The organism is Nostoc sp., from assembly GCF_036918245.1.
Lineage (GTDB): Bacteria > Cyanobacteriota > Cyanobacteriia > Cyanobacteriales > Nostocaceae > Nostoc.
Genome location: NZ_JBALEF010000070.1, coordinates 172,295 through 196,916, shown reverse-complemented (window position 1 = coordinate 196,916; position 24,622 = coordinate 172,295). Strand labels below are relative to the sequence as shown.

Sequence of the window (24,622 nt, the reverse complement as noted above, 5' to 3'; positions counted from 1 at the left end):
CGTGGTTGGATAGAGGTTTATGTGCTTTGTACAAGGTGAGCGATCGCTATCTCAATTCACAAAGTCTGTTAGCTTTCTTTCCTATTGATAACCAGCTGCTTGTAACAGAAACAACTTGGCATAACGTCCTCCTAGCTGTAACAATTCTTCGTGAGTTCCCTGTTCTATAACTTCCCCGTTTTCTATAACTAGGATTTTGTCAGCCATCCGTACCGTCGAAAAGCGATGGGAAATCAAAAGTACCATCTGATTTTGAGTAATAGCGCGAAAATGATTGAAAATCTCAAACTCAGCTTGGGCATCTATTGCTGATGTTGGTTCATCTAACACTAAGATATCTGCTTGCGATCGCATAAAAGCACGAGAGAGAGCAATTTTCTGCCACTGTCCCCCAGAAAGTTCTTGTCCTCCCTTAAACCAACGACCAAGTTGAGTCTGAAAGGTTTGAGGTAATTGGTCAATAAAAGATTGGGCCATGCCTTTTTGGGCAGCAGTTTTCCATTGTGTTTTATTTTCGAGATGTTCTACATCGCCCACGCCAATATTCTCCCCCACAGTGAACTGGTAGCGGACAAAGTTCTGAAAAATCACACCAATCCGACGACGCAGCACATCCACATCCCATTCCTGCAAGTCCAAGCCATCTAAGAAAATTCGCCCAGAGTCCGGGGTGTAAAGTCGGGTAAGTAGTTTGATTAAAGTAGTCTTACCGGAACCGTTTTCACCCACAATCGCCAGTTTCTCTCTGGGTTTCAGATGCAGCGAAATGTTTCTCAATGCTGGCTTGGAACTTCCCGGATAAGTAAATGAGACATTCTCAAAACGGATACCATCTTGGGGATTTAAACCAATGGTTGCATTACCCCAAGATTTTGGTACTTCTTCTTCCAGAAAATCGTAGAGATTTGATAAATATAGGTTGTCCTCATACATCCCTCCAATAGAAGTAAGGGCATTAGAAAAAGTAGACTGTCCTTGGCGAAAAACGGTGAGATACATTGTCATATCTCCCAAAGAAATCTTTCCTAGCACTGTTTCCAGCACAATCCAAGCATAAGCTAGGTAAAAAGCCCCAGTACTGACTAAACTCAGCAGATATCCCCACAATCCTCGCCGCAGAGTTAAATCACGGTCTTCGCCATAGAGTTGATCGAACAGGCTACGATAACGTCCTAGCAACATTTCTCCCAACTGATAGAGTTTGACTTCTGTGACAAAATCTTCTCTTGCTAGTAGATTTTCTAAGTAGTGCTGTTGACGAGTTTCTGCCGCACGCCAACTAAATAAGCGAAAGCCTTCCCCAGCAAACTTTGTTTCCGCAATAAATACAGGCATAGCTGCCAAAATCAGTACTACTACTGCCCAAACTGAGAAATTTACTAGCAAAATCCCGTAGGTGACTAGGGATAGGGCATTTTGCACCAACCCAAATGTGCGGTTTACTAGGGAAAGGGGACGAACCGATGCTTCTCGTCGGGCATTAGTCAATTTGTCATAAAATTCTGAATCTTCAAACTGCCTAAGATCCAGTGTCAGCGCCTTTTCTAAGATGAGTACATTCACTCGCTGACCCATTAGCGCCCGTAGTAACGACTGACAAATGATGATTCCCCGCTGACTACCTGCTAGTAAAATTACAGCGATCGCTTCTAATCCTACATAAAATAGTGAGGGATTAATATTGACAAAACCATTGTTTTGTGGGTTGGCTTGAGAGGCAAACACCACTGCATCAACAATTAATTTACTGATGTAGGATATCGCCGCCGGTAAAAGACCAGCCACTAAAGTTAAACTAGCCAGAAAAATAGTAAGCGATCGGCTAGTAGTCCATACTAAGCTTACAGCCCGTCCACTGTAGCGGAAAACCGTCAGTGATTGGCGTAGGATATTTCTTTTTTTTTAATTTTCATCTTTTTTTGGCGAGATACCCCAGCTTGGGCGGATCTTCCTGACTCTATTAAATCTTTATTAATTTTACCAATAAAGAACTCAGAACTCAGGGGACAGAAGTCAGAATTACGAGACTGATATTCTGAATTCTGAATTTTGACTCCTGTTTATATTTTTATCCCCACAATCTCCTACCTGCTTTCCCACTTAATTTTTGGTGAGTATCTTCTAACAAAGCTGGAATATCTAACTTTTCTGGACAGCGAGGCAAACAGTCACCACATTCTGTACAACGGTTGCCTTTCATTCCAGGGAACCAGTGACCGGCATTTTCAAACATTCCGTAACGATATTGTCCATAGTCTTTCATGTCGTATGCTACTGCGAGATTACGTAACCGCAATACCTCTGGAATATTGATATTCTCTGGACAGGGCAAACAAGCATAACACTGGCTACAATTATCAGTTTCCAAAGCAAGTTTTTGGTGATTTTCTAAACGCTGGAAAGCGGAAATTTCTGCTAATTTTAACTTTCCATCATGGTCAGCAATTTGCAAAGGTTCCCTTAATTCCTCTGGGTTAGCTGGCCCTATACTCAAAGTAGTAATACGAGTATCTGAAAGTAAAAATCGATAGTTTAATTCTAAAGGTAAATACGGATTACATAAGTCTTTTAGGGTTTGGGGTGGGGTGTAGAGGCGTCCTCCCTTATCAGCAGGAGAAATAATGAAAATGCCCATATCCTTTTCGGTAGCTAGTTGAATCGCTGGTGCGTGCCGTTGAAAAAAATAGTAATAGTGCAGATTGACAAATTCAAATAAATCTGTATTAATTGCTGCCTGAATTACTTCTAATGGCCCGTGGGTGGAAAAACCAACGTGTCGCACTCGGCCATCAGCAACAGCTTCCTCCACTGCTTGCATACAGCCATTTTTAGCTTGCACCCACTCCAAATGTTGCCAAGTGTTCAAACCATGAACTCCTAAGCAATCTAAATAATCTAGTTGTAATCGTTCTAGAGATTCGTCGATACACCGACGCATGGTGTCAGCATCTGCTGTAGCTGAAATTTTGGTAGTGACATAAAGCCTCGTTCGGGGTACTGACAACCCAGCTTTTAGCACCCTACCAAGATACTCCTCACTTTTGCCGTAACCTCTGGCGGTTTCTAGATGATTAATTCCTAACGCTAAGGCTTCTTCGATAGTCTGGTGAGCATTTTCAAAATCAGCCAGGTAGCGCATCGTTCCCAAAGAAAAAACCGAGAGGCGCAGATTCGTTTTTCCAAAGCGTCGGTATTTCATAAATTGAGTCCTGAGTAGTGAGTCCTGAGTAGAAATACGATTAATAGTTTCTCTACAAGAATGACAAAGTGAAAAAGAAAGAATAAAGAAATTATTTTATTCTCTAGATTCTCTATTCTTTCTCAGCACTGGTTCAATGCCCCGCTAACAGCACTCAGTACTCAGCACTTTCCTAGCTGTCGCCATTACCAAAGCGCTTGATCAAATCTTCTGGACGGAGATTAGAAATAAATTCACGGAAGGCTTGCTGTTCGGCTTCATCTGCATCGCGATCAACAGGGATAGAAGCATCGGCAATCACTTCTTCCATTACCCAAATGGGAGTATTTGTACGGAGGGCAATGGCGATCGCATCGCTAGGACGCGCGTCAATTTCTTTTTTGACTTCGCCTTGCTGGACAATTAAAGCTGCATAAAATGTATCCTTTTGCAGGGAATGAATAATCACCTTTTCTAGAGTCATGTTCCAAGTCTCTAGAAGATTCACAATCAGGTCGTGGGTTAAGGGTCTGGGAGGCTTCTGATTCTCCAGTGCGCCCATAATTGCCCTAGCCTGTTCCTGACCAATGTAAATTGGCAAAGCCCGCCGATCTGAAGAATCTTTCAAAAGGACAATCGGGCTGCGGGTTATGGCATCTAATGCTATGCCAGCGACTTTCATTTCAATCATTGCCTAAGCCTCTACAATGCTTTGAGAGCCTTGGATGCCATGTAATAAATAGCACCCCTTTTTAGGCGGTTTGGTGACAGTAATAAACATAAGCATTCGTTCTCTATAATTGCTTCTATTAAACTCCGAACTTGTGGTGAAAACCAGAGTAAGTCAAATTGGTCTTCTTAGACAATAACCTTCTTACCCAAGTATGCCCTGTGAAGGATGCTAATGTGTTAATATTCCTATGCGAAAAAAAGTCAGAAAATATACTTGGATGTTCGAGATTTATGTGACAATTACCAATTGATTCCAGGCAAAATTAGGCAATAAATAGAGTTAGTTTGACAAAAAAGCCGTGTTTACAGGATTAATCCAAGCATTAGGAACGATGGAACCCTTAGGGGGCGATTCTTGGCAAATTACTTGTGTAAGCCAGTCGGGTGAAGTAATTATGCAAGATTTGGCTTATGGTGACAGTGTTGCTGTAGATGGTGTTTGCCTGACAGTGGAACAAGTTTTAAAAGACGGGTTTATTGTCACTGCTTCACCGGAAACTCTACGCCGCACCACTCTCTTAGGTGAGCAAACGCAACAGAGATATGTCAATTTAGAAGCGTCGCTAAAGGTAGGCAGCAAAGTTGGCGGTCATTTTGTGATGGGTCATGTAGACGGCATCGGTCGATTGCTAGTGGCGGAACAAACGGCTAATTCTTGGGAAATGACCTTTATTGCATCCGAAGCGATCGCACGGTACATTGTCCCTAAAGGTAGCATTGCCGTCAATGGTATCAGCCTCACAGTCGCCGCTTATGAGCCAGAACTCTCCCAATTCAAAGTAGCGGTAATTCCCCTCACATACAGCGAGACAAATATTCGCTATTTGGTTGCTGGGAGTTTGGTGAATCTAGAAGGGGATATTCTCGGCAAATACGTCGAAAAATTCCTTTATTCTGGCAACCCACACGCTACACCCTCTGATGAAAATAGTATAGATGGCATTACACCCGCATTCTTAGCAGAACACGGGTATTTGTAATTGGGCATTGGGCATTGAAAAGAGGCAGAGGGGCGGGGCGCAGAGGGGAAAATTTTTCTCCCTTTTTCCCTGCTCCCTTGCTTCTTTCCCAGTCCCCAGTCCTCAATCTCAGCTGCCTGGTTGCTGGCTTACCTGGGCGGTTTGCAAGCCTCGCACTAACTGGCTGAGGGCACTTTGTAATTCCACGCCTGGGTCAGTAGCAACCCACCCGTTCGGTGTTAGGTGACGGACTTCAAAGTGCAAGTGAGGACCTGTGGAGTTCCCGGTGCTGCCAACTCGCCCGATGACAGTTCCAGGTTGTACCCACTGACCAGGTTGAACAAAGATTTCTGACATGTGACCGTAGAGAGTTTGCTCAGCTGATTTGTGATTCAGGGTAACGGTTAAACCATAACCACCCAACCAGTTAGCAGTTTCCACTTGACCAGCAGCAGCTGCCAAAACTGGCGTTCCCGTAGGCGCACCTAAGTCTGTACCAGCATGGAAGCGTTGATTACCTGTGATTGGATGAATTCGCCAACCAAACAAAGAAGTAATGGGAGCGGGAATAGATAGTGGATACATCATTCCCGTACCACTATAGGCGACTCTCCCCATGTAAGGGATTTGTGGCAATACTGATGTTAGTGAGAAGTCGTAAGCTACGTTGCTGGGGCGGGGTGCAATGTTGCCATCTGCCATTGGTGGCGGTAAAGTTCCACCACTCGGTGCAATGGGAGATGCACTCACTCTTGTGGGGCTGAACTCGCTGGGAGTTGGGATAAACCGATTCGGGCGAAATGCGCTCTTGGTGACACCGCCAGAACCACTTTGAGCAGCACGCCATCTACTGGTGTTGCCGGTAGTTGCAATCTGCCGCACGGGTGGAACTACTGGTAATTGGGCATTTTGGCTTCTTCTGAGCCAATTAGGTGCTAGTTTACCATTAGAATTAGCTACACTCCTTTGGGGTACTTTGGCGCAAACGCCGCCTAATACACTTTGCCCTGATGGCAAAATGGCTCGACAACCACTGGAGCGTTCTGTAACAATTACAGAGTTTGGTGCTTGATAAGTAGCTGTTGCACCACTGTCATAACTATTAGGATCGATATAGGCGTTATTATAATCTTTGGTTTTCTCGGCTGTTGCACTGACAGGGCTGTTGGAGTTATTTGATGGTTGAGCAACTACTGGAAGTTTTTCAGGTGCATAGCGGGCAGGGGTATTGGGTTTTTCCTGTCTCACCCTTATAGGAGTAACCTGAGAGGCTTCTACTTTAGGCTTTGGCTGTCTGATAATCACAACAGCTTGGGCAGCTTCGATTTTGGGTATTGACTGCCTAACTGGCTCTTTTGATTGAGCAACCTCTGGCTTCTTGCCTAGTCTCTGTCTGAGTTTGGCTCGCCGTTGGGAAAATTCCACTTGCGCTTGAGGGGCTTCCGGTGCAACAGCCTGTTTTTTAACACTGAGCGTTCGCGTAGCGTCTCGAAGAGAAGCCGAAGTGTTAACTGGATTTTTAACGGCTGTTGGCTGAGAACTTTCAACAGTAGGAACGATGTTGTCTATTTGTGCTTCCGTTTGGGCAAACACGAAGCCACCGCTAAGGAGGCTAACGCTACTCAGCCAACAGAGGCTCTGAGCTGGTAGCGTTGAGGCAAAACGTTTTTTTGTTAGACCTTGCTGCCATAGGTAATGCAAACGATGATGGGCAGAATTATTGCGCTGCGTCATTTGTTCTCTCAGTTGTGTGTAATTAGCAAGGAAGAGATGATGCTAGTGGTTTGTCTTGCCCAAAGAGCGAAATTTTGAACAAACCTCAAATTTAAACGGAAGATTTATGGTATCCCAAACTGATTGTACCGGGTTCAATATAAATTTCCGGTGTAATTAATTCCTTTGTATCATGTGTTTCTAAATCAACTCGTAAATTTCCTTGAAGAGTCACCCCAACTACTGTACCTGAAAGATTATTGATGTACACCCGATCGCCGATGTTTGTAAGCAAGTCTAGATAGTGAGACAAGAGTATATTTACTCCTTCTTGTTCAAGGCACTCCATACCGGATTCTATTCCTAGCAAGACTCTAGAGGTTAACGTTTCCAGACAAGAAATTGGTCTACTATCTTGGGAAGCTTGCCACGATTCCAGATTGATTCCAGTTTCTGGTACTGGGTTTGTCCAGTTAATACCAACACCAATTACTGCTTGGGTGATTTGTCCTTTGTTGACTTTTGTTTCTGTCAAAATGCCGCCTAGTTTGCGACCATTTAAAACTAAATCATTGGGCCATTTTATCCCAACATCTATACCGCATTGGCGCAATTGCGACGCAATTCCCCAAGCAGTGGCAAAAGTTAGCTGATAGCTGTCAGTAGCCTCTATTTTATGGTCGAAAGAAATCGCCACGGAAACATATAATCCCCCAGCCGGAGAAATCCACTGGCGGCCCCATTGTCCCCGCCCAGCAGATTGCACAGTTGCGATTACTACTGTTCCTGAAATAGCCCCTTGGTTGAGTAAGTTCCAAAGGGTTTGGTTGGTTGAGGAGACGCTTTCAAAAAAATGAAGGGAAAATGGTAAATATGTATGCTTACGCCCTGCTTGCAAGGCTGTTTCCAAGTTTTGCAGATTAAATCCCACAGCAGTTAACCCAAATTCCGTTGTTCAAGTTAGCATTGATTGGCTAATGAGTGATTTCTGTTTAGGTTTGGTTGAAGATGCACACTTGGCACTGGCACAATTGGGAAGGACTGCCCTATCTAACTTGTAGTATTCTGGAACGTTGGCATCACGGCTTCTTTACCCAGCAGTTTTGGCCGCGATCGCCACAAGTTATCACAGAAGTATTGCAACCAGAGGCATCAGTCTATCGCTTAAAGCAGGTTCATGGCAATACTGTTCTCACCCCCCAAGAAGTTGAAAGCTTCTTAAGCTCTGCTGAGGAGGATTTTGCATCAGCAGATGGTTTAATCAGCGAACAGCCTCTACAAGCGGTTTGGGTCGCTAGCGCAGATTGTACACCCGTACTAATTGGGGATGTGCAAACTGGACGGGTGGCAGCATTACACGCAGGCTGGCGGGGGACTGCTAAAAAGATTGTGCCCTTAGCGATCGCTCGATTACAATCTCAAGGCAGTAAACTCGATGATTTACGCATTGCAATGGGCCCGGCGATCGCTGGTGAAGTTTACCAAGTCTCTATCGAAGTAGCTGCGGAAATTGGGACTAGCATTATATCACATAATGACGAAGAAAAAATTATAACTGCATTGGATGAACTACCAAATTCACCCTTACTGAAAGACCCCAATCCTGGAAAGGTACGGCTGGATGTGCGGCGAGTGAATACCTTACAACTGGAAAATATGGGAATTAGTGCAGAACAAATTGCGATCGCACCTTATTGTACTTTCCAAACTCCAGAGCATTTCTTTTCTTATCGTCGGGAAAAAGAGAAAAAAGTTCAATGGTCAGGTATTGTTAGCGGTAAAAGGTAAAACTGGTTTTCAACTTTAGCATCAATATAACCAAATAATTACTAATTCGTAATACTCGCCTCCGACGAGAAGCAAGCTACGTAATTCGTAATTAAATGGTTATAGAGCAAGCACTGAAGTCCGTGATTCAGTGGTCAACAATTAATGGAGTGTACACAAGTACTGATTGCAATTACGAACTATGAATTATCAATTACGAATTATATTGACACCCGATTAAATGATTCAAATTTTATAATCTGTTTTTGACGAAGGGAACTAATTGCTAAAACTAAAATACTTACAGTGATTCCTAAAACGGCATAACTCGGTAGGGCGAAAATAGTTACTTTCATAAAGTATGGCAATTCCCCTGCTTTCACCTTCCAGTGCTTTGCTAGAGAGTGGATGAGCCAGCCATGAATAACTGCTGTTTGCATTGCAACACAGCAAACTCCTGCTAACCAAACAGACATTCTTTTCCTAGAGAATTTACAATGTCTGATCTGATACAGCAAATCATTTAGCAAAAAAACAGCCGCAGGTATTAACATCACAGAACTAGTTTCCTGTGAATAGTTGATGCTAATACTCAAGCAAGAAACTAATACTATTTCTGCTAAATAGATTTTTTTTGACCAAGCTGTAAGAGATTGCTGTAGATACAAATACCAACCGACACAACTAACGAGTATCAGAACAATTATATTTGACAAAAGCTTGGCAAAGAATGGGTTATTAGGGAATAATCTTGGACCTACAACCATCAAATCGAGGCGACTGATTGAAATATAAGGGTTAACTGATGGATCTTTTAGCCAGAGTGAAAATCCCTGAGTGGTATCTGACAGGAATTGTGTCAAAGAATTGCCCGTCAAAGCTAGACCTAAAAGTGCTAATAAAGTGACTGTGACAACAGATACAAAAACTAGAGAAAACCGTTTTTTAAGTATAAAATACAAAATGAATAATGCAGCTAATGTTGGTTTACAAAGGGCAAGTCCCAAGCAAATTCCTGCTGGAATATCTTGATTTTTTCTAGCCCAGATAAACATCCATAAGATCAGAACTGCAATAAAAATAGCAATATTACCAACTTGAAAATCGCGAACTAAGCCATAAATTAAGGCAACCGAGATTGTGCAAATAGTTTTAAAAGCTCGCGACTTCGACTCCAGCAGGATATTTGCTCCCCATAAGGCCAAACCGATAGCTAATATATGCATCACAATCGAGATTTTAAATGCATTATTAAGCGAAAAATCACCGAGAAACCAGATAAGAGGAATAATATTAGGTGGATAGACAAACGGTGGAATAAATCCACACACCTTAGTTATGGTACAGAAACTTTGGTTAAAAATCTCGACATTAAAGGGACTCAAATGCTGATGAGCCAATTTACTCGCCACATAATACGATTTAAAATCCCATAAGGGTGGATGTGGTTGATTTAGGAAATAAACTAGCCAACCTGTATAACAGAGAAATCTTGTAACGACTAATACAACACCTGCTTGGACGATAAAGTTAACAATTGGTTTACGAAAAAATTTTATCAACTGTTGAATCACAGAAGATTTTAAGAATAAAGAATTTTTCCAGGCTGCCTGTTCATCATCTAATCGCCAATTATTTTTAAGAACCCAAGCAACTAAAATTAGTATAATCAGGTTCCAAAAGCCAAAGCTGATCATTATAATTATCTCAATAAAGATTTTTGCATTTCCTAAATAATATCGTCCAAATCAATTTTGATAAGGACTACTTAAGTATTTTCATAATTCCCTTACAAAATTTTGACAATTACTCCCTTCCTGCCAAAATAATCATCAATAAAAGGCTGAAAAAAGGTATTTACGTTGATATACAATATAATTATTTTATACAGTGTATAAATTCGAGAAATTATGTATTTTCTGTGGTATAAATTACTTAATCTTACTTATTACATAAAGCGTGGCTCAATAACTCGCGGTGCATTAATGCCCTATCTACTAAAGATTGTATTTGCTCAGGTGATAAGGGATCGCCATTGGCGTAATGCTCCATCCAAGTCAGACTAATCAAATTGGGATCATCGGGTAAACTCGTCAAATCCCAACCAGGCATTTCTAAGTCTTCCATGAGGCGATTTACTTTGGGGTCATAACTGAGAGCAAAACAGCGACAACCAACAGATGCAGCCATAATTAAACTGTGCAGACGCATCCCAATTGCCATCTCCACACCGCGAAACACACCTTTTAAAAGTTGCGGATCTTCCAGACACAAAATTTTGCTAACATCTTTAATGTGTGGTTGAATGGCTTCGGCAATACTTAAATCTTCACTTTTTTGAAACGGTAGTAATAAAATAAAAGCCTGCGTAGCTTTTTGAAAGTCAACCAAAGCACGAGTTAAGTTTGCTAAACGTGTTTCTGTAAGTTGGGGATGCGATCGCAACGTTACCGCAACTCTTGGCGCAGGTAAATCCCAAAGTCCAGGTACTGGTTTAGATTCCAATGCCCAAACTGGGTCAGGAGCTATAATACAAGGAATTTGCCAATCAGATAATAAAGCCGCACTGGCGCGATCGCGGACACTAATTTTGGTACAATTACCAAAGGTTTGCTTTGCCAACCAACGAGTTTGCGGACGCACCAAAGGGCCAATACCCTGCGCCCAAGCAACAGTTTTCAAACCCATTTTCTGCGCTAATGCCATCAGTCCCCCATAATAAAATGGGCTGATAGTGCTAGTAACATCTTGAATGAGACTCCCGCCGCCCCAAATCAAGGCATCACAAGAGCGTAAAGCTTGTAGTACAGCTAAGGGAGCCATGCGATCATAGGTTTCTACATTGTAGCGATCGCGCGTTTCCTCTGGATTACCAGAAAGCACCACAGGCGTTACATCAGGTGGTAACATTTGCAAAAGCGTTGCTAACAAAGCTTCGTCACCACCATTACCTTTACCGTAATACCCAGATAATAATGCCCGCATCTTGACCATTTTAGATTTTGGATTTTGGATTTTGGATTAATAGCTATTGTTAAATGAATCTCTGTCCCCGATACAGATGGTAAACTCATTCTCAAATTCTATTTTGCATAGTGCAGAAGATAGTTAGAACTCCCTCAGATATCTAACGTTGAGCTTCTCAACTCGGACGTTGAACCTTTGAACTCGAACGTTGAGCTTCTGAACTCGGACGTTGAGCTTCTGAACTCGGACGTTGAGCTTCTGAACTCGGAAGTTGAACCTTTGAACTCGGACGTTGAGCTTCTGAACTCGGAAGTTGAACCTTTGAACTCGGACGTTGAGCTTCTGAACTCGGAAGTTGAACCTTTGAACTCGAACGTTGAGCTTCTGAACTCGGACGTTGAACCTCTGAACTCGGACGTTGAACCTCTGAACTCGGAATTTTTAAAATTTTAAAAGAACAAGTAAAGATTTTGTTTAAACAAATATAAAATTCAAGCTACATATCACCTTGACAGTGCTATTCCCCACTCCTAACTGTATGCACGCCCTTTCGATTCCCACCTGGATTATTCATGTTTCTAGCGTTATTGAGTGGATTGTCGCCATTTGGTTAATCTGGACTTACGGCGAACTCACTAATAACCGCAGCTGGTGGGGATTATCCCTTGCCATGTTACCAGCTTTAGTCAGCGCGATGTGTGCCTGTACCTGGCATTATTTCGAGAACGCCGAATCACTGGAATGGCTGGTAACGCTTCAAGCTACCATGACTTTAGTTGGTAATTTTACACTTTGGGCAGCAGCGTATTTGATTTGGCGTTCTACCCAATCTGTCAACACTGTTGAACCAAAACCTATTAAATCAGAGCAATGATTTCTAAAGAAACCCTGTTTGCACTTTCACTGTTTCCCTATTTGGGTTTCTTGTGGTTTATCAGCCGCAGTCCGCAAATGCCGCGTTTGGCGCTGTATGGATTTTACGGTACTCTCGTTTTTGTTGCGATTACCATCCCGGCGGGAATTTATGCTGTATTGCATTATGGTAAGTCTTTAGCCAATGTGGATTGGTTGCACGGTAGTGCAGAACTATTTTTGACGCTTTCTAACATCTTGCTTGTGCTGGGTTTTGGGCAAGCTGTAAGGCAATTAAAAATGAAAAATGAAAAATAGTAAATTCAGCGATAGATAGCGTTTTGATTGCAATAAGGAAGAGTTAGATGGACGTAATTCCAGCGATTGATTTACTAGAAGGTCGTTGTGTGCGACTGTATCAGGGAGACTACGATCGCTCGCAAGTTTTTAGCGAAAATCCCGCTGATGTTGCCAAACAGTGGGTAGATGAAGGTGCTACTAGATTGCATATAGTTGATTTAGACGGTGCTAAAGCAGGTAAAGTAGTAAACCTGGGGGCAATTGAAGCGATCGCTCAAGCAGTGTCAGTACCCATTGAAATTGGTGGAGGATTGCGCGATCGCACCAGCGTGCAACAAGTATTCAATCTAGGCATACAGTGGGCGATTCTCGGCACTATCGCCGTAGAACAACCCCAGTTAGTGCAACAACTCTGCCAAGAATTTCCCGAACAGATTATTATCGGTATTGATGCCCGTAATGGCAAAGTAGCAACTCGCGGCTGGTTAGAAACCTCAGAAGTTTTAGCAACTCAACTGGCTGTACAAATGCAAGAATTGGGTGCAGCCGCCATAATTTACACAGATATCCACCGGGATGGTACACTCACAGGGCCAAATTTAGAAGCTTTGCGAGAACTTGCAGCAGCAATTTCCATTCCGATAATTGCTTCTGGCGGAGTAAGTTCTCTCACCGACTTGTTGAGTTTGTTGGCGTTAGAACCTCAAGGCGTGACTGGCGTAATTGTCGGACGTGCTTTGTATACTGGGGATATTTTACTCAAAGAAGCATTACGAGCGATCGGGCCTGGGCGAATTCAAGATATTCCACCGAATCTCGGTTTTTCTAGCTTTGCTTAACATTTTCTTGGCAAGACCGCTATCAAAATTTATAATTATCCTGGTTGCGCTGGTGGGATAATCAGGGTAATTTGCTACAAACAGGATGGGAGCGATGTCTACGACGGGCTACGCCTACGCAACGTTTGGCTACTAAACTGAGAGAATTAAATATTAACCCCGACGAGTTAGTTTAATTATTTTAGCAACTATCTTTAGATAGATAGGGTAAACACTACGTGATTTCTCATTAGAAATCCCTTGCTAATATGGAAAAAATCTATATTTCATATTGAATTCGTTTTGTCAAGGTGTAATTACTTGTATAGTTTAATCAATCAGTAAGACCCTCTATGGACTGAATCTACATTCATGCTTTCAGTAGATGCTGTTATGACTTTACAAATGCGATTATATATATGTTCTCAAACAATAAATAGTTGCTGCTGTTTAGATAATAAAATCAGATTTTATGCGACTTCAGTAACTTTGGTTTTTAACCAATTGTTTGGTGTTTTGAGAAGGTAAGACAATGAATAATATCCTAAAGCGCACACTTCTACCTAGCCTGATGGCTGCCAGTTTAGCTGGTGTTACCTTAGTTCCCGCAAAACCTGCTGCTGCTGATGACCAAGTACTAAGAGATGCAGGTATTGGGGCTGTTACCAATGTAGTAACAGGAGCTGTTAGGGGAAATGGTAATGTATTAGGCAATGCTGTTAAGGGTGGTGTGACTGGCGCAGCCGTTAATGGTGCAAATGGTCTGAGAAACACTCGTAATCGTCGTCACCGGAACGCTGTTCAAGATGTCGGAGTCGGTGCTGGGGCTAGTGCATTGACTGGTGTAATTACTGGCGATAAGAGAGATACCCTTGGCAATGCTGTTGATGGTGCAGCTGTAGGTGGAGCAATCCATCTATTAACCAATCACAAATAATTCGTAAATTCATCAGCTGAAATACTTTACCAACAGTTAACGCATTTATCCCTCCCTAATTCCTCTCCTTCCTAAAAGCAGCAACCTCCTTTCCCTATCAGGGAAGGGAGGTTGTAGGCTTATATTTATTTGAGATATATGCCACCGTCAGATCGGATGACGTTAGGTTTAATAGTAATCCCTAGCCCTTCAACGCCTTTCTAAAGTTTCGACGATAAGATTGATTTGTAATAAACAAAGCTGGCCATAGCAAAGATAAACCAATCCGATTGGTGAAAGTTGGATTAAAATTAGTCCGTCCAAACCCATTCCAAAACTTCCAAGCCCCGCCTCCGTAAACCCCTATCAAGCCAATAAAAATTAAGGTACCCATTCCTATCAACTCCGTTAGTAACTGACAGAATTTAAGTTAAGTTTTACCACACGAGGTAATCACCTCATCAGCAACACCGAGAAGGTATGATAAAACTTCCCAGTTTTTGATATCTAAGTAAGTTAAACACACATCTCTTATTCCAGTGTAGAATAGCCTTATGGATTGCAGCCAGTTTGAGCCTGATGGATTGCATTTTCTTGCCTAAACACTAGAAGTCTTGGTCTAAATGCACAAAGCCACAGTTGTTACTGAAAGCTTACTAGAATTCTAAAAAGCGAGAAATGATGCTGAGACAAGACCAAAACCTCATCTGAAATTTAGAGGTTTTTGATTGATCGCTTTCAAAAATTCATATAAACACCTTTGACTTTAAATGTTGCTACAAATGGGCAGCAGAGACATTTATTCTACTTATCATAACTTTCTGGTACACCTACTGGTGATAAACCTGCGATCGCTCGTAAGTTTTGGCAACGAATCAACTCAGTAAAATTGAAACTGGAACGCCCTTCAATTTTGGCTACCGCTTCAATTGCAGATAACAGATGCTGTGCTGCTTCAACTTCTGAATAACCGCGCCGTTGTGCGATCTTAATTGCGGCTGCATCGGCATTTAACTCTGACTCTTGAGATTTATTAGTGCGCCAGATCCTCCAAGCAGCGATCGCACTTAATCCCCCAGCTACAGCAACGCCGACTACATCTGACTGTGCTGCTTCCAAGAATCCGCCTAACAGCCCAGCTAACACCACACCTTGATAAATGTCGGGTTTAAACCACTTCACCCCCGTCAACCAGCTAACCATTTGCAACAGCAGCAAGTCTCGTTGCGGCTTTGGTAAACGACGCCACAAATCAAAATTAATATATATAGGTCGCGCTTGGTTCCAGGGTTGGGGAAAGGAAGCATCAATCACTTTTGCTTGCTCTGGCTTACTAACGATTTTTGTCGTCATCCGACCCGAAGCAGGCATCACATCTAACAAACGACGAATTTCAACATTTGGCTCCATAAATTTAATTATTAGCCATAATGTGCATAGGAACTAGGTGTGTAAAAAATAAAGTTTTCATGTTAACCTTTGATTTATGAGATGCTCTGCCAGTCTTGAATAAATTCAGATCGAGCCATAAAAATATTGATGAAGCAGTTTGATAGTGTGGCGGGATTTTATAATATTCGTTTGCTGCCAAATTCAAAACCTCAAAGTTTTGGCTTGCCATTAAGACTATATTTGTAACTACATGGACGCTTTTGCTACCCTCCCACCTGAATGGACAAATAAGGCAATACATGCATACAATTTTTGCTGTCCTAACTGCCACTCAAGTAGCCTAGAAGCTGAAAAAGTTTGGCTAAATCGGCGATCACCTGTACTTACAGAAGACCGTCGTCGCAAATGGCAAGAGTTCTACTACTGTCACTGTGGTTCTGTGTGGTGGGCTTGGAGTAGCGATCGCCCCCCAAAAGATGATATATCCAATCAGCCAGATTACAATCCTACATAGCTAATTTTCTTTCTAAACAAAACCCCACCTAAAAGTGGGGTTTTGTTTATCTAATTCTGAACTTTGCCAATTTTAGAAGGTGAAGGTAGTACGTAGAGTACCTACGTATTCAGTGTCGTTAGCGTCGTTGTGCTCTGGATTGAAGATTACCAACAAGCCAGGTGTTACCTGAATATTATCGGAAACCCTGTACTTGTAAAGACCCTCTAAGTGATAAGAAGTACTGTCGTCGAAGGTAGTATTGCCGGCGACATTTTTGATGCTACCACCAGTAACTTTGGGTGGTTGACCAAAGATCACACCCAAAACATTGCCTTCTCCACCAAAGTCTTTCAAAGCAAGCGATCCAGCCCAGTACCAAACATTTGCGTCTGTACCTGCATTAGCACCAGTCAGAGCATCAGCAGTTGTATAACCCCCCCAACCACTAATAGTTAAGGTAGAGCCAAGTTGGAAGCTAGCTTCTACACCGTAGTTATTGGATTCAGTGCGAGTACCAACTCCAAAGGGATTATTGGCAAAAGCGCTACCTGTTCCTTGGAAGAGACTGTTAGCTGCATTACCAGCGAAGTAACTATGGGCGTAGGTCAGACCAATATTGAAGGCTTTGCTGGGTTTAAAAGTTAATTGACCGAAGATGGTGTTATCACCATCGAACAGCCCATTATTAAAACCGGGATTATTAGCACCAAAGATATTACCAGCACCACTTGCAGGTGCTAAATAAGCACCACTCAAACTGATAGCTTTGTTAGGATTTAAAGTAACAGTCAGAGCAGCAGAATTTTGACCTTGACGGTAAATGGGGCTAAAACGTCCATAGCGAGAGAGCGCACCTCTAGCAGAGCTTGCAAAATCAGGGTTGAAGGCGTTTACGTTTTCCCATAATTCACCACCAGTAGCGTCAACTTTGACACGCACCGCGTCAGAAAAGTTGAAAGCGTAGTTGATTTTATCAACAAAAATAGCGTTGCCGTTATCTCCATCAAAAGACAAGCGGCTCATGTTAGTACCAGTACCAGTGTTGGTTGCAGCAGTACCAACATTAGAAATGGTATTGTTAGCAGTCAAGCGGATTTGCAACTGGTCTGTACCAGTGAAATTGCTCAACAAGTTCAAACGAACGCGATCGCTAAAAGTGGTGTTATAATTCAAGTCTTGAGTAGGAGCACCACCAGGAACTGCTCTAGTGTCGCCAAAAACATCAGATACGGCGAAAATTGCTTCTCCAACCAACTTGGTGGTAGTGGAAAACTGATTAGCTTCCAACTCAGAAGTGCGGGCTTCTAGTCCATCAACACGACCGCGCAGAGTTGCTAGTTCAGCAGAATATTCTTCTTGTAAGCGCTGTAAAGTAGCTAAATCTTGTTTGCTGACCAAATCGGCAGTAGCGGTAGCAATCAGTTCGTTAACTCTGTCTAGACAAGCATTCAAGCCTGCGGCAAATTCATAACGGGTTAAAGCACGGTTCCCACGATAGGTACTGTTAGGATAACCTGCAATACAGCCGTAGCGCTCAACTAGAGATTGTAAAGCTTGGAACGCCCAATCTGTAGGCTGCACATCCGAAAACTGAGAAACTGATGTTACCTGACTCATGTCGTTAGACTCTTGAGTTTCAGATAACTGGCCAACATTTGTTATCTGTTCGTTGACTTCACCAGCTAAGGCACTATTAGCAACGAAAAATGTAGCAGCCAATACAACCGGACTAACTTTAAAAAGATTCCAGAATCGTTTTGTCATGTTTTTAATTTCACTCACACCTACAAGAATCCAGCCATGAGAAAATGCTTTAAGCACTTCTGTTTTGTGGATTTCACACACAATCACAGCAACGATTATACCTATATCCTGTGATTATTACAAGCAATTAGTTAACATACTGCTGACTATAGTTTTTAATTAATTTATTTGGTAAGCGCAAAATAATGCGGCGTTTGTGACGTAAAACTGTTCCTTCTTCCTCTAACTGCTGTAGGAGTCGGGTAACTGTTACTCGCGTAGTATTTAAGACTTCAGCAATATCTTGATGGGTAACATTTAAATCAATTAGCTTGCCCTTATCTACGTCACGTCCAAATTTTTCACTTAACCAGACTAAAAACTGCCATAAGCGTAGCGAAATTGGTTTTCGATGCACAATGCTTAGTAGATCCTCTGTTTGTTGAATATGAGACAACAAAGCATTAATATCCTGATGCCACAAATGAGGTGGCACAATGCTTATTTCCACACCCGTGAGACATTCAATCTGGTAGGGCTTGACTCTAGACAAAGGATAGCCAATCAGATCCCCTAGTCCCCAATAACCGAGAGTGATGAATGTTCCATCTTCACTCCACGTTAAAGTACGAACTGCACCGTATTCAATGCGCCAAAGTACGTCATTGTGAGGTGGAATTACTTCCCGACGGTTAAATATCTGCTGAGGTAATTGTCTACTGAAGGCAGAGCTATTTGATACAGCAGAAGAGTTTGAAGTAGAACTTGGGGAATACATCATTAACGGTAACTACATAATTATCAGGGAATCTCGCTATTTAAATGATTCAGAAACTCTAACAATTTGTATCAAATTTTACCTGGATGTCTGAAAGTCTATTCTTCTCAATCAGAGTTAGGGACTAACTCAAAATCTTCTGATAGCAACAACTTTTGCTTAAGGTATCTATCAATGAGATAGAGCCAAAATTTTTAGTTATTTATCCGTTACTTTAATTGTGTAAGTTTAAGAATAGGTAAGCTTTTAGTAAAATATTTAGTTAACTTATTTTTAATTATTTGGTATTTTCTGAATACTAATGTCAGGATGTAGGCGCAAATAATTATGAAGATAGTAGGGTGGAATGGCGCTTACGAAATCGCTGGATTTAGATCCCCGACTTCTTGCAGACACTTGGAGGGTAGAAGTCGGGGATTTGGGCGGATGTCAATTATGAGCGTTGACCTGTGACAATATATGCTACCCTTTGACCGATATTCGTAGCATGATCTGCCATGCGTTCCAGACAACGAATTGCCAGTGCCAGCAGTATAATTGGCTCGACTACACCAGGCACATCCCGTTGTTGGGCTAAAGTCTGATAAACGCGATCGTAGGCATCGTCTACAGTATCATCCAGATGCTTTAAACGGCGTCCACCAGCTTCATCGAAATCTCCCAAAGCCTTTAAGCTAGTTGCTAGCATCGCCTGTGCGTGAAGGGACATAGCTTCAATGTCGGGCATTGACGTATGAGGCGCGTAAGGAAAAATTTTAATCGCAATCTCAGCTAAATCCTCAGCATAATCGCCAATGCGCTCTAAGTCTCGCACCAACTGCATAAAGGCACTCAAGCAGCGCAAATCGGGGGCTGTAGGCGCTTGTAGCGTCATAATCGCCGTACAGTCTGATTCGATTTGTCTATAAAAGCGATCGATCTTTTTATCTAATCGGGGGAGTTCCTCAGCTGCTGTTAAGTTACGAGCAAATAACGCTTGGTGGCTGAGGCGAAATGATTGTTCTACCAAGGCACCCATGCGTAATACATCCCGTTCTAAGCGCCTAATGGCGCGTGCGAGTTGTGGTCTTTGAGGATTGGGAGTATAATCGATGGCTTTCACACTTGTTGTCTTAAAGGTGAAGAATATTACTAACTATAGTCTTGGCTTAGGGAGTTCGCCATAACTTCAGGAAATTGGAGTTGCATCCACGCACCACCAGTTTCTGGATGGTTCATCGCTTTGATTGAACCACCGTGGGCGATCAGAATTTGCTCAACGATCGCTAATCCTAATCCATTGCCAACGATCGCTCCTATGGAGTTACTATCTTGGGGAGAATGGGTTCGCGCTTTATCTCCTCGATAAAATCGCTCAAAAACGTGGGGTAAATCTGCCTCAGAAAAGCCAACTCCAGAATCAATAAGACTTATTTCCAAAATTGGGGAAGCAGTATCATTATCCTTTGTTGATAAGATTTTAGCTTCAACGTAAATGCTTGTACCAGCAGGACAGTACTTAATGCTATTGTCTAGCAAATTCAGAAAAACCTGGTAAATACGGGGTTTGTCTGCCTTAATCCAAAGATTTTCTGGGCCAGAATAAGAAAAAGACAGATGTTGACGCTGTGCTAAGGGTTCTAGTGTTTCCCAAACAGATGCAATCAGCGATCGCAATTCTACAGCTTTAGCTTGCAATTGCAGGTTTGGGTTTGCTTCCATTTGGGTGAGGTCTAGCCAGCTTTGCACCAAGTTAATCAGCCGGTCAACTTCTTGCATGAGGCGGTTAACCCAGCGATTTAAAGGTGGTTCCAACCGATTTTGTAAAGTTTCTGCAACTAAACGAATCGAAGTTAGCGGCGTTCTGAGTTCGTGTGCTAGATCGGAAAAAGAGCGATCGCGTACTTGATTTATATCTAATAGGGGTTGACGATTTTCTAAAAAGACTCCCACTTGTCCATTGGGTAAAGGCAAGCTAGAAGCCCGCAAAGCCAAAGATTTTATTGTTGCCATCTCTGCCGCATCATCACAAGATGGATGAAATATCCATTCTCCCGTCTGTGGTTTTTGCCAATCACGAGTTTGCTCAATTAAATGGTCAAGTTCGTAAGACCGTACCAACTCCAATAACAAGCGCACCTGTTCTGGTTGCCACCTTTGCAGATACAAAATTTCCTGCGCCTGTCGATTACACCACAGCAGTTGATTTTCTTCATCCACCTGCAAATATCCCACTGGTGCAAAATCTAGCAGGTCTTGATAAGTTTGCAACGACTGCTGCAAATCTTGCCGCTGCTGCTTCACCATCGCTATTTCCTGCCGCAACCCAGGAATCAGCAGCAGTCCCATATTGTCAGAATGCGAGGTTAACGGTCGGAGTAAGCGCCCCAGGTAGCGGTTAAGTTGAACCTGTTGCCAAGCCCAAAACCCAATGCCTACCGTTAAACCCAGAAAAAATCCCAATAAAAGCATTTGAGTTGTTAGTTTCTTGGTGACTACTAAAAACTAACAACTATCCCAACTAATTATCCAAACCTATAGCCAAAACCTCTTACAGTCACAATATATTCGGGATGACTGGGGTCTTGCTCTAATTTTTCGCGCAACCACCGAATGTGAACGTCAACAGTTTTACTATCGCCGACAAAATCCGGCCCCCAAACCTGATCGAGCAATTGTTCCCGTGACCATACCCGGCGGGCGTAACTCATAAACAGTTCCAGCAAGCGGAACTCTTTGGGAGAAAGACTCACTTCTTGACCACGAACCAGCACGCGACATTCTTGGGGATTCAAGGAGACATCCTTAAATTTTAATACTGGTATTTGTGGCAAATTACTTAGGCGTTGGCGGCGGAGTAAAGCGCGACAACGAGCAACTAACTCGCGCATACTAAAGGGTTTGGTCAGGTAGTCATCTGCACCCACCTCTAACCCCAAAACACGGTCAGTTTCACTACCCTTAGCACTGAGCATTAAAATAGGTACTGGGTTGCCTTGATGACGCAGCAAGCGGCAAACATCTAGCCCATTGATTTGCGGCAGCATCAAATCAAGAATAACCAGATCAAAGGGAAGTTCCCCTGAATTGGTTTCAAAACTTTTGAGATATTCTATAGCAGACCGCCCATCGGGAGCAGTTATCACCCCGTAACCTTCTTCTTCCAGAGCTACAGCTAGCATTTCCTGGATTAATTCTTCATCTTCTACTACTAGAATACGGCTGGTTTGTCCAATGTCCGTTCTGGCAGAATATTTGGTCGATTCACTGGTATACATTGATATCACAAAAGTCTAGGACTGTGCTTGTATCAATTAGGATGATTAAGTCTATTATCTCGCCTTACTGTAACCGCGCTTCTACTAGGGTTAATTCTTTTAGATTCTCTTTACAAAAAGTAACATATACCACAGCAGTCTCCTAAATCATAAATCACTGTGGCTGTAAGCTTCTAATAGTTTTTTAATTAAAAACTTTGAATTTTCGATTCTGTCTTCACAAGATCCAAAGACATTATTGCATGAAGATTATCTTGACAGAGGAGATTAGTTTAGGTATATTTATTATAGTACAAAAATACTATAAAGCCTAAAAAAGAAAACTATACCTGAAAAACAGAAGGACATCTATGTGGAAAATTCGTACCCCTAAGTCTTAGATGTAGATGATTTCAGTATTTCCACTGCGTTAAAAATGTTGATTCAAAGGCTACTCTGATGTCTGCATAGGGTAGTCATTGGTATGGCTTGCTACCCAATAAATAATTTGCCTATTGAAGGGAGTTGAAAGATGACTACAGTTGGAGTCAAGGACAGCAAACAACAACTAATGCAAGCATTTCAACAAATTATTATTCAAAGAAAAAAACTTGAATCTAAAATAGCAACCAAACAAGAGGAAGCAGAAAAGGCAAAAAGTCAAGTAATTCTGCAAGCAGCTTCTGCATATACAGTTGATAGTATTGTCAAAGGTTTAGCTGATTTACAATTGGAGTTTGGCAGTATTCTCAATCGATTATCTGAAAAGCTAGCTCAGGAAAATTCTAAGTTAGATGAATTGAACCGAGCTATAGAAATTGAAATTCAACGCCTACAAGAACTTCAACAAATTAGAGTTGTAGCGGATACTTTAGACGTTTTAAGTCAAGAACATCAAGAAAAATTAAAAATTCTCGAACAAGATACTATTAGCAAAAGGGAAGCGCTAGAAAAAGAAATTACAATCAGGCGGAAAGAATGGCAAAAAGAGCAAGCAGAGTATGAAGAAAAACTTCAAGCATACAATGATTTATTAGCCAAAAATCGACAGCAAGAACAAGAAGAATTTCAGTATAAGTTAGAAACTACTCGTAAACTCAATACAGACAGCTACGAAGGGATAAAGCGCCAACAACAAAGGGAGATACAAGAAAATTCTCAAAAGAAAGAGAAAGATTGGGCAGAACGAGAAAAGATATTCGCTGAACGCCAACCACTCTTTGCAGATTATCAACAAAAGGTAACTACATTTCCTAGCGAACTGGAAGAAGCCGTTAAGAAGGCTAGAGAAGAAGCAATTAAAGAAACAAGCCAAAAAGCTAAAATTGAGGCTGATTTATTTGAAAGAGAATGGGAATCTAACAAACAGAGTTATGAACAAAAAATTCAATCTCTGGAAGAAACAATTAAAAAACAATCAGAGCAAATAGAAGGGATTTCTGCTCAATTGCAAACTGCATTAAAACAAGCACAAGACTTAGCTATGAGGGCTTTTGGTAGTTCTAGCCCTAAATAGTTGTGAATTCGTAGCATCTTAATCATTTTGAATTCCTGAAGAGGAGGTTTGTTGTGGTGGGAAAAAAACCGACTGATAAGAATACTAAAGTAGAAATTCTTCAGGCGTATGAGGAGTTAGCAAAAGAAAAAGCAGCACTGAAATCAGAACTTGATAAAGTTGGCAAAGAAAGCCAGTCTGGAACTAAAGAACAGCCTAAATTAGAACAAAAAACAGCTATGAATCAGCTTTCTAGTGTCCAACAAAAAATGAACAATACAATTGAAAGCTTGGCAAAAATTCAATTAGGTTTTGGCAGTGCTGCTAATGAATTGTCGGAACAGCTAACCACAAAAGCCTCTAATTTGGAAGAAATTAGGCGAACTTTAGAAGAAGAAATCCAACAATTAACACAGCTGCATAATTTAGAAATTTCTGATGATATCTTGGATACTCTCATCCAAGCCTATGAAGATAATACTAAAGCTTATCAGGAAGAATATAGCCGACGTTCTGAAGTGTTATTCCAAGAAATACTAGAGCAAAGAAATACTTGGGGAAAAGAACAAGAGGAACAGCAACGGGCAATAAAAGAACGGAATGAAAACTTGAATAAAACTCGGCAACGCGATACAACAGAGTATAAGTATAATTTAGAACTCCAGCGGCAACTGCAAAATGACGAATACGAACAAGAGCAGAAAGCGCTATATAAGCAACTGGAAGAATCACTGCAAGAAACAGAAAAGCAGTGGGCTGAACGGGAGAAAGCAATTTCTGAGAGAGAGAAACAATTTGAAGAATTAAAAGCCAAGGTAGAGGTTTTTCCAAAAGATAAAGAAGCAGCCATCAAAAAAGCTACAGAAGAAGGCAAAGGCATCGCCCACTACCAAGCTAAAGTAAAATCAGATTTATATTCTAAGGAAGTGGAAGGGCAAAAGCGTTTCTATGAACAAAGACTGCAATCTCTAGAACAAACTATTACTAATCAAGAGACGCGGATTCAAAATCTTTCTAAACAACTTGAATCCGCTCTCAAACAAGTTCAGGATTTGGCAGTGAAAGCTATTGAAGGTACTTCAAATGTTAATTCATATCAAGCAATCAAAGAAATAGCTTTAGAACAGGCAAAGACTCAAGCAAAAAATAAATAAGCTGATTTATTTTTGATGAAAATTGTAGAGACTTAATTTAATTTAAGTCTCTACAAATAACTTTAATGCTTTTTATTCGGTTTTCTTTGGTTTTTTGAGGTCTGGGGGAGGTTGTAGTTTCTTCTT

General features: G+C 41.7%; 23 protein-coding genes. 9 read left to right on the top strand and 14 right to left on the bottom strand.

The features are described from left to right. Positions 1–81: 81 nt before the first annotated feature. From V7L12_RS19625 to V7L12_RS19615, 3 genes are all read right to left on the bottom strand, one after another. On the bottom strand, positions 82–1,890 hold the full coding sequence (locus V7L12_RS19625; protein ID WP_335086786.1) for an ABC transporter ATP-binding protein: 1,809 nt from the start codon (positions 1,888–1,890) through the stop codon (positions 82–84). A 178-nt stretch (positions 1,891–2,068) separates the two neighbouring features. Further along, positions 2,069–3,199, bottom strand: coding sequence for an aldo/keto reductase (locus V7L12_RS19620; protein WP_335086724.1), 1,131 nt, complete (start codon positions 3,197–3,199; stop codon positions 2,069–2,071). A 172-nt stretch (positions 3,200–3,371) separates the two neighbouring features. Next, positions 3,372–3,869, bottom strand: coding sequence for a bifunctional nuclease family protein (locus V7L12_RS19615; protein WP_012406891.1), 498 nt, complete (start codon positions 3,867–3,869; stop codon positions 3,372–3,374). 340 nt (positions 3,870–4,209) lie between these two features. On the opposite strand from V7L12_RS19615, the gene V7L12_RS19610 reads away from it, so the two are divergent. Continuing rightward, the gene (locus V7L12_RS19610; RefSeq protein ID WP_335086722.1) at positions 4,210–4,890 is read left to right on the top strand and encodes a riboflavin synthase; all 681 of its coding nucleotides are present in this window, start codon (positions 4,210–4,212) and stop codon (positions 4,888–4,890) included. Positions 4,891–4,998: 108 nt separating this feature from the next. Here V7L12_RS19610 and V7L12_RS19605 read toward each other — a convergent pair whose 3' ends face one another. After that, positions 4,999–6,603 carry a M23 family metallopeptidase gene (locus V7L12_RS19605; RefSeq protein ID WP_335086721.1) on the bottom strand — a complete coding sequence of 535 codons (1,605 nt, stop codon included), beginning with the start codon at positions 6,601–6,603 and terminating at the stop codon, positions 4,999–5,001. A gap of 91 nt (positions 6,604–6,694) precedes the next feature. After that, entirely contained in the window at positions 6,695–7,513 is an 819-nt protein-coding gene (locus V7L12_RS19600) for a biotin--[acetyl-CoA-carboxylase] ligase (RefSeq protein ID WP_335086719.1), read from the bottom strand. A gap of 77 nt (positions 7,514–7,590) precedes the next feature. Between V7L12_RS19600 and pgeF the strand changes: the two genes are divergently transcribed. Continuing rightward, on the top strand, positions 7,591–8,370 hold the full coding sequence (gene pgeF, locus V7L12_RS19595) for a peptidoglycan editing factor PgeF (RefSeq protein ID WP_335086717.1): 780 nt from the start codon (positions 7,591–7,593) through the stop codon (positions 8,368–8,370). 200 nt (positions 8,371–8,570) lie between these two features. On the opposite strand, the gene V7L12_RS19590 is transcribed toward pgeF, so the two are convergent. Further along, positions 8,571–9,923, bottom strand: a complete 1,353-nt coding sequence (locus tag V7L12_RS19590) for a glycosyltransferase family 87 protein (protein ID WP_335086715.1) — start codon at positions 9,921–9,923, stop codon at positions 8,571–8,573. Positions 9,924–10,290: 367 nt separating this feature from the next. Beyond that, entirely contained in the window at positions 10,291–11,334 is a 1,044-nt protein-coding gene (gene csaB / locus V7L12_RS19585) for a polysaccharide pyruvyl transferase CsaB (protein WP_335086713.1), read from the bottom strand. Between the two features lie 520 nt (positions 11,335–11,854). Here csaB and V7L12_RS19580 point away from each other — a divergent pair. The 4 genes from V7L12_RS19580 (at position 11,855) to V7L12_RS19565 (ending at position 14,223) form a co-directional block, all read left to right on the top strand. Further along, the gene (locus V7L12_RS19580) at positions 11,855–12,190 is read left to right on the top strand and encodes a DUF2499 domain-containing protein (RefSeq protein WP_335086784.1); all 336 of its coding nucleotides are present in this window, start codon (positions 11,855–11,857) and stop codon (positions 12,188–12,190) included. After that, positions 12,187–12,486 (top strand): DUF3593 domain-containing protein, encoded by a 300-nt coding sequence (locus V7L12_RS19575; RefSeq protein WP_334911697.1) that lies wholly within the window; start codon positions 12,187–12,189, stop codon positions 12,484–12,486. The genes V7L12_RS19580 and V7L12_RS19575 overlap by 4 nt, the downstream gene beginning before the upstream one ends. Before the next feature lie 47 nt (positions 12,487–12,533). Next, on the top strand, positions 12,534–13,307 hold the full coding sequence (gene hisA / locus V7L12_RS19570) for a 1-(5-phosphoribosyl)-5-[(5-phosphoribosylamino)methylideneamino]imidazole-4-carboxamide isomerase (RefSeq protein WP_335086711.1): 774 nt from the start codon (positions 12,534–12,536) through the stop codon (positions 13,305–13,307). 511 nt (positions 13,308–13,818) lie between these two features. Next, positions 13,819–14,223 (top strand): hypothetical protein, encoded by a 405-nt coding sequence (locus V7L12_RS19565; RefSeq protein WP_335086709.1) that lies wholly within the window; start codon positions 13,819–13,821, stop codon positions 14,221–14,223. A gap of 181 nt (positions 14,224–14,404) precedes the next feature. Here V7L12_RS19565 and V7L12_RS19560 read toward each other — a convergent pair whose 3' ends face one another. After that, positions 14,405–14,596 (bottom strand): hypothetical protein, encoded by a 192-nt coding sequence (locus V7L12_RS19560; protein WP_334821417.1) that lies wholly within the window; start codon positions 14,594–14,596, stop codon positions 14,405–14,407. Positions 14,597–15,006: 410 nt separating this feature from the next. Beyond that, entirely contained in the window at positions 15,007–15,612 is a 606-nt protein-coding gene (locus V7L12_RS19555) for a DUF3318 domain-containing protein (RefSeq protein WP_335086707.1), read from the bottom strand. A gap of 232 nt (positions 15,613–15,844) precedes the next feature. Here V7L12_RS19555 and V7L12_RS19550 point away from each other — a divergent pair, with 232 nt between their 5' ends. Beyond that, positions 15,845–16,108 (top strand): hypothetical protein, encoded by a 264-nt coding sequence (locus V7L12_RS19550; protein ID WP_335086705.1) that lies wholly within the window; start codon positions 15,845–15,847, stop codon positions 16,106–16,108. Positions 16,109–16,180: 72 nt separating this feature from the next. Here the strand turns inward: V7L12_RS19550 and V7L12_RS19545 are convergent, their stop codons facing one another. The 5 genes from V7L12_RS19545 to V7L12_RS19525 form a co-directional block, all read right to left on the bottom strand. Continuing rightward, a complete protein-coding gene (locus V7L12_RS19545) occupies positions 16,181–17,854 on the bottom strand; it encodes an iron uptake porin (RefSeq protein ID WP_335086704.1) in 1,674 nt (557 codons plus the stop codon). A 127-nt stretch (positions 17,855–17,981) separates the two neighbouring features. Beyond that, the gene (locus V7L12_RS19540) at positions 17,982–18,614 is read right to left on the bottom strand and encodes a Crp/Fnr family transcriptional regulator (RefSeq protein WP_335086702.1); all 633 of its coding nucleotides are present in this window, start codon (positions 18,612–18,614) and stop codon (positions 17,982–17,984) included. Between the two features lie 430 nt (positions 18,615–19,044). Further along, the gene (phoU, locus tag V7L12_RS19535; protein ID WP_292774849.1) at positions 19,045–19,713 is read right to left on the bottom strand and encodes a phosphate signaling complex protein PhoU; all 669 of its coding nucleotides are present in this window, start codon (positions 19,711–19,713) and stop codon (positions 19,045–19,047) included. A gap of 29 nt (positions 19,714–19,742) precedes the next feature. Next, a complete protein-coding gene (locus tag V7L12_RS19530; protein WP_335086700.1) occupies positions 19,743–21,062 on the bottom strand; it encodes a sensor histidine kinase in 1,320 nt (439 codons plus the stop codon). 53 nt (positions 21,063–21,115) lie between these two features. After that, a complete protein-coding gene (locus V7L12_RS19525) occupies positions 21,116–21,868 on the bottom strand; it encodes a response regulator transcription factor (RefSeq protein ID WP_334922446.1) in 753 nt (250 codons plus the stop codon). 511 nt (positions 21,869–22,379) lie between these two features. On the opposite strand from V7L12_RS19525, the gene V7L12_RS19520 reads away from it, so the two are divergent. Both V7L12_RS19520 and V7L12_RS19515 read left to right on the top strand, forming a co-directional pair. Then, positions 22,380–23,363: a hypothetical protein gene (locus V7L12_RS19520; RefSeq protein WP_335086698.1), complete on the top strand. Its 984-nt coding sequence runs from the start codon at positions 22,380–22,382 to the stop codon at positions 23,361–23,363. Between the two features lie 53 nt (positions 23,364–23,416). Then, positions 23,417–24,496 (top strand): hypothetical protein, encoded by a 1,080-nt coding sequence (locus V7L12_RS19515; RefSeq protein WP_335086696.1) that lies wholly within the window; start codon positions 23,417–23,419, stop codon positions 24,494–24,496. The last annotated feature ends 126 nt before the right edge of the window (positions 24,497–24,622 follow it).

Coding starts and splice junctions, on each gene's coding strand:
- V7L12_RS19620 (WP_335086724.1), bottom strand. CDS start 3,199: ATGAAATACCGACGCTTTGGAAAAACGAATCTGCGCCTCTCGGTTTTT.
- V7L12_RS19615 (WP_012406891.1), bottom strand. CDS start 3,869: ATGATTGAAATGAAAGTCGCTGGCATAGCATTAGATGCCATAACCCGC.
- V7L12_RS19605 (WP_335086721.1), bottom strand. CDS start 6,603: ATGACGCAGCGCAATAATTCTGCCCATCATCGTTTGCATTACCTATGG.
- pgeF (WP_335086717.1), top strand. CDS start 7,591: ATGCACACTTGGCACTGGCACAATTGGGAAGGACTGCCCTATCTAACT.
- csaB (WP_335086713.1), bottom strand. CDS start 11,334: ATGCGGGCATTATTATCTGGGTATTACGGTAAAGGTAATGGTGGTGAC.
- V7L12_RS19580 (WP_335086784.1), top strand. CDS start 11,855: ATGCACGCCCTTTCGATTCCCACCTGGATTATTCATGTTTCTAGCGTT.
- V7L12_RS19575 (WP_334911697.1), top strand. CDS start 12,187: ATGATTTCTAAAGAAACCCTGTTTGCACTTTCACTGTTTCCCTATTTG.
- hisA (WP_335086711.1), top strand. CDS start 12,534: ATGGACGTAATTCCAGCGATTGATTTACTAGAAGGTCGTTGTGTGCGA.
- V7L12_RS19565 (WP_335086709.1), top strand. CDS start 13,819: ATGAATAATATCCTAAAGCGCACACTTCTACCTAGCCTGATGGCTGCC.
- V7L12_RS19560 (WP_334821417.1), bottom strand. CDS start 14,596: ATGGGTACCTTAATTTTTATTGGCTTGATAGGGGTTTACGGAGGCGGG.
- V7L12_RS19555 (WP_335086707.1), bottom strand. CDS start 15,612: ATGGAGCCAAATGTTGAAATTCGTCGTTTGTTAGATGTGATGCCTGCT.
- V7L12_RS19550 (WP_335086705.1), top strand. CDS start 15,845: ATGGACGCTTTTGCTACCCTCCCACCTGAATGGACAAATAAGGCAATA.
- V7L12_RS19545 (WP_335086704.1), bottom strand. CDS start 17,854: ATGACAAAACGATTCTGGAATCTTTTTAAAGTTAGTCCGGTTGTATTG.
- V7L12_RS19540 (WP_335086702.1), bottom strand. CDS start 18,614: ATGATGTATTCCCCAAGTTCTACTTCAAACTCTTCTGCTGTATCAAAT.
- V7L12_RS19530 (WP_335086700.1), bottom strand. CDS start 21,062: ATGCTTTTATTGGGATTTTTTCTGGGTTTAACGGTAGGCATTGGGTTT.
- V7L12_RS19525 (WP_334922446.1), bottom strand. CDS start 21,868: ATGTATACCAGTGAATCGACCAAATATTCTGCCAGAACGGACATTGGA.
- V7L12_RS19520 (WP_335086698.1), top strand. CDS start 22,380: ATGACTACAGTTGGAGTCAAGGACAGCAAACAACAACTAATGCAAGCA.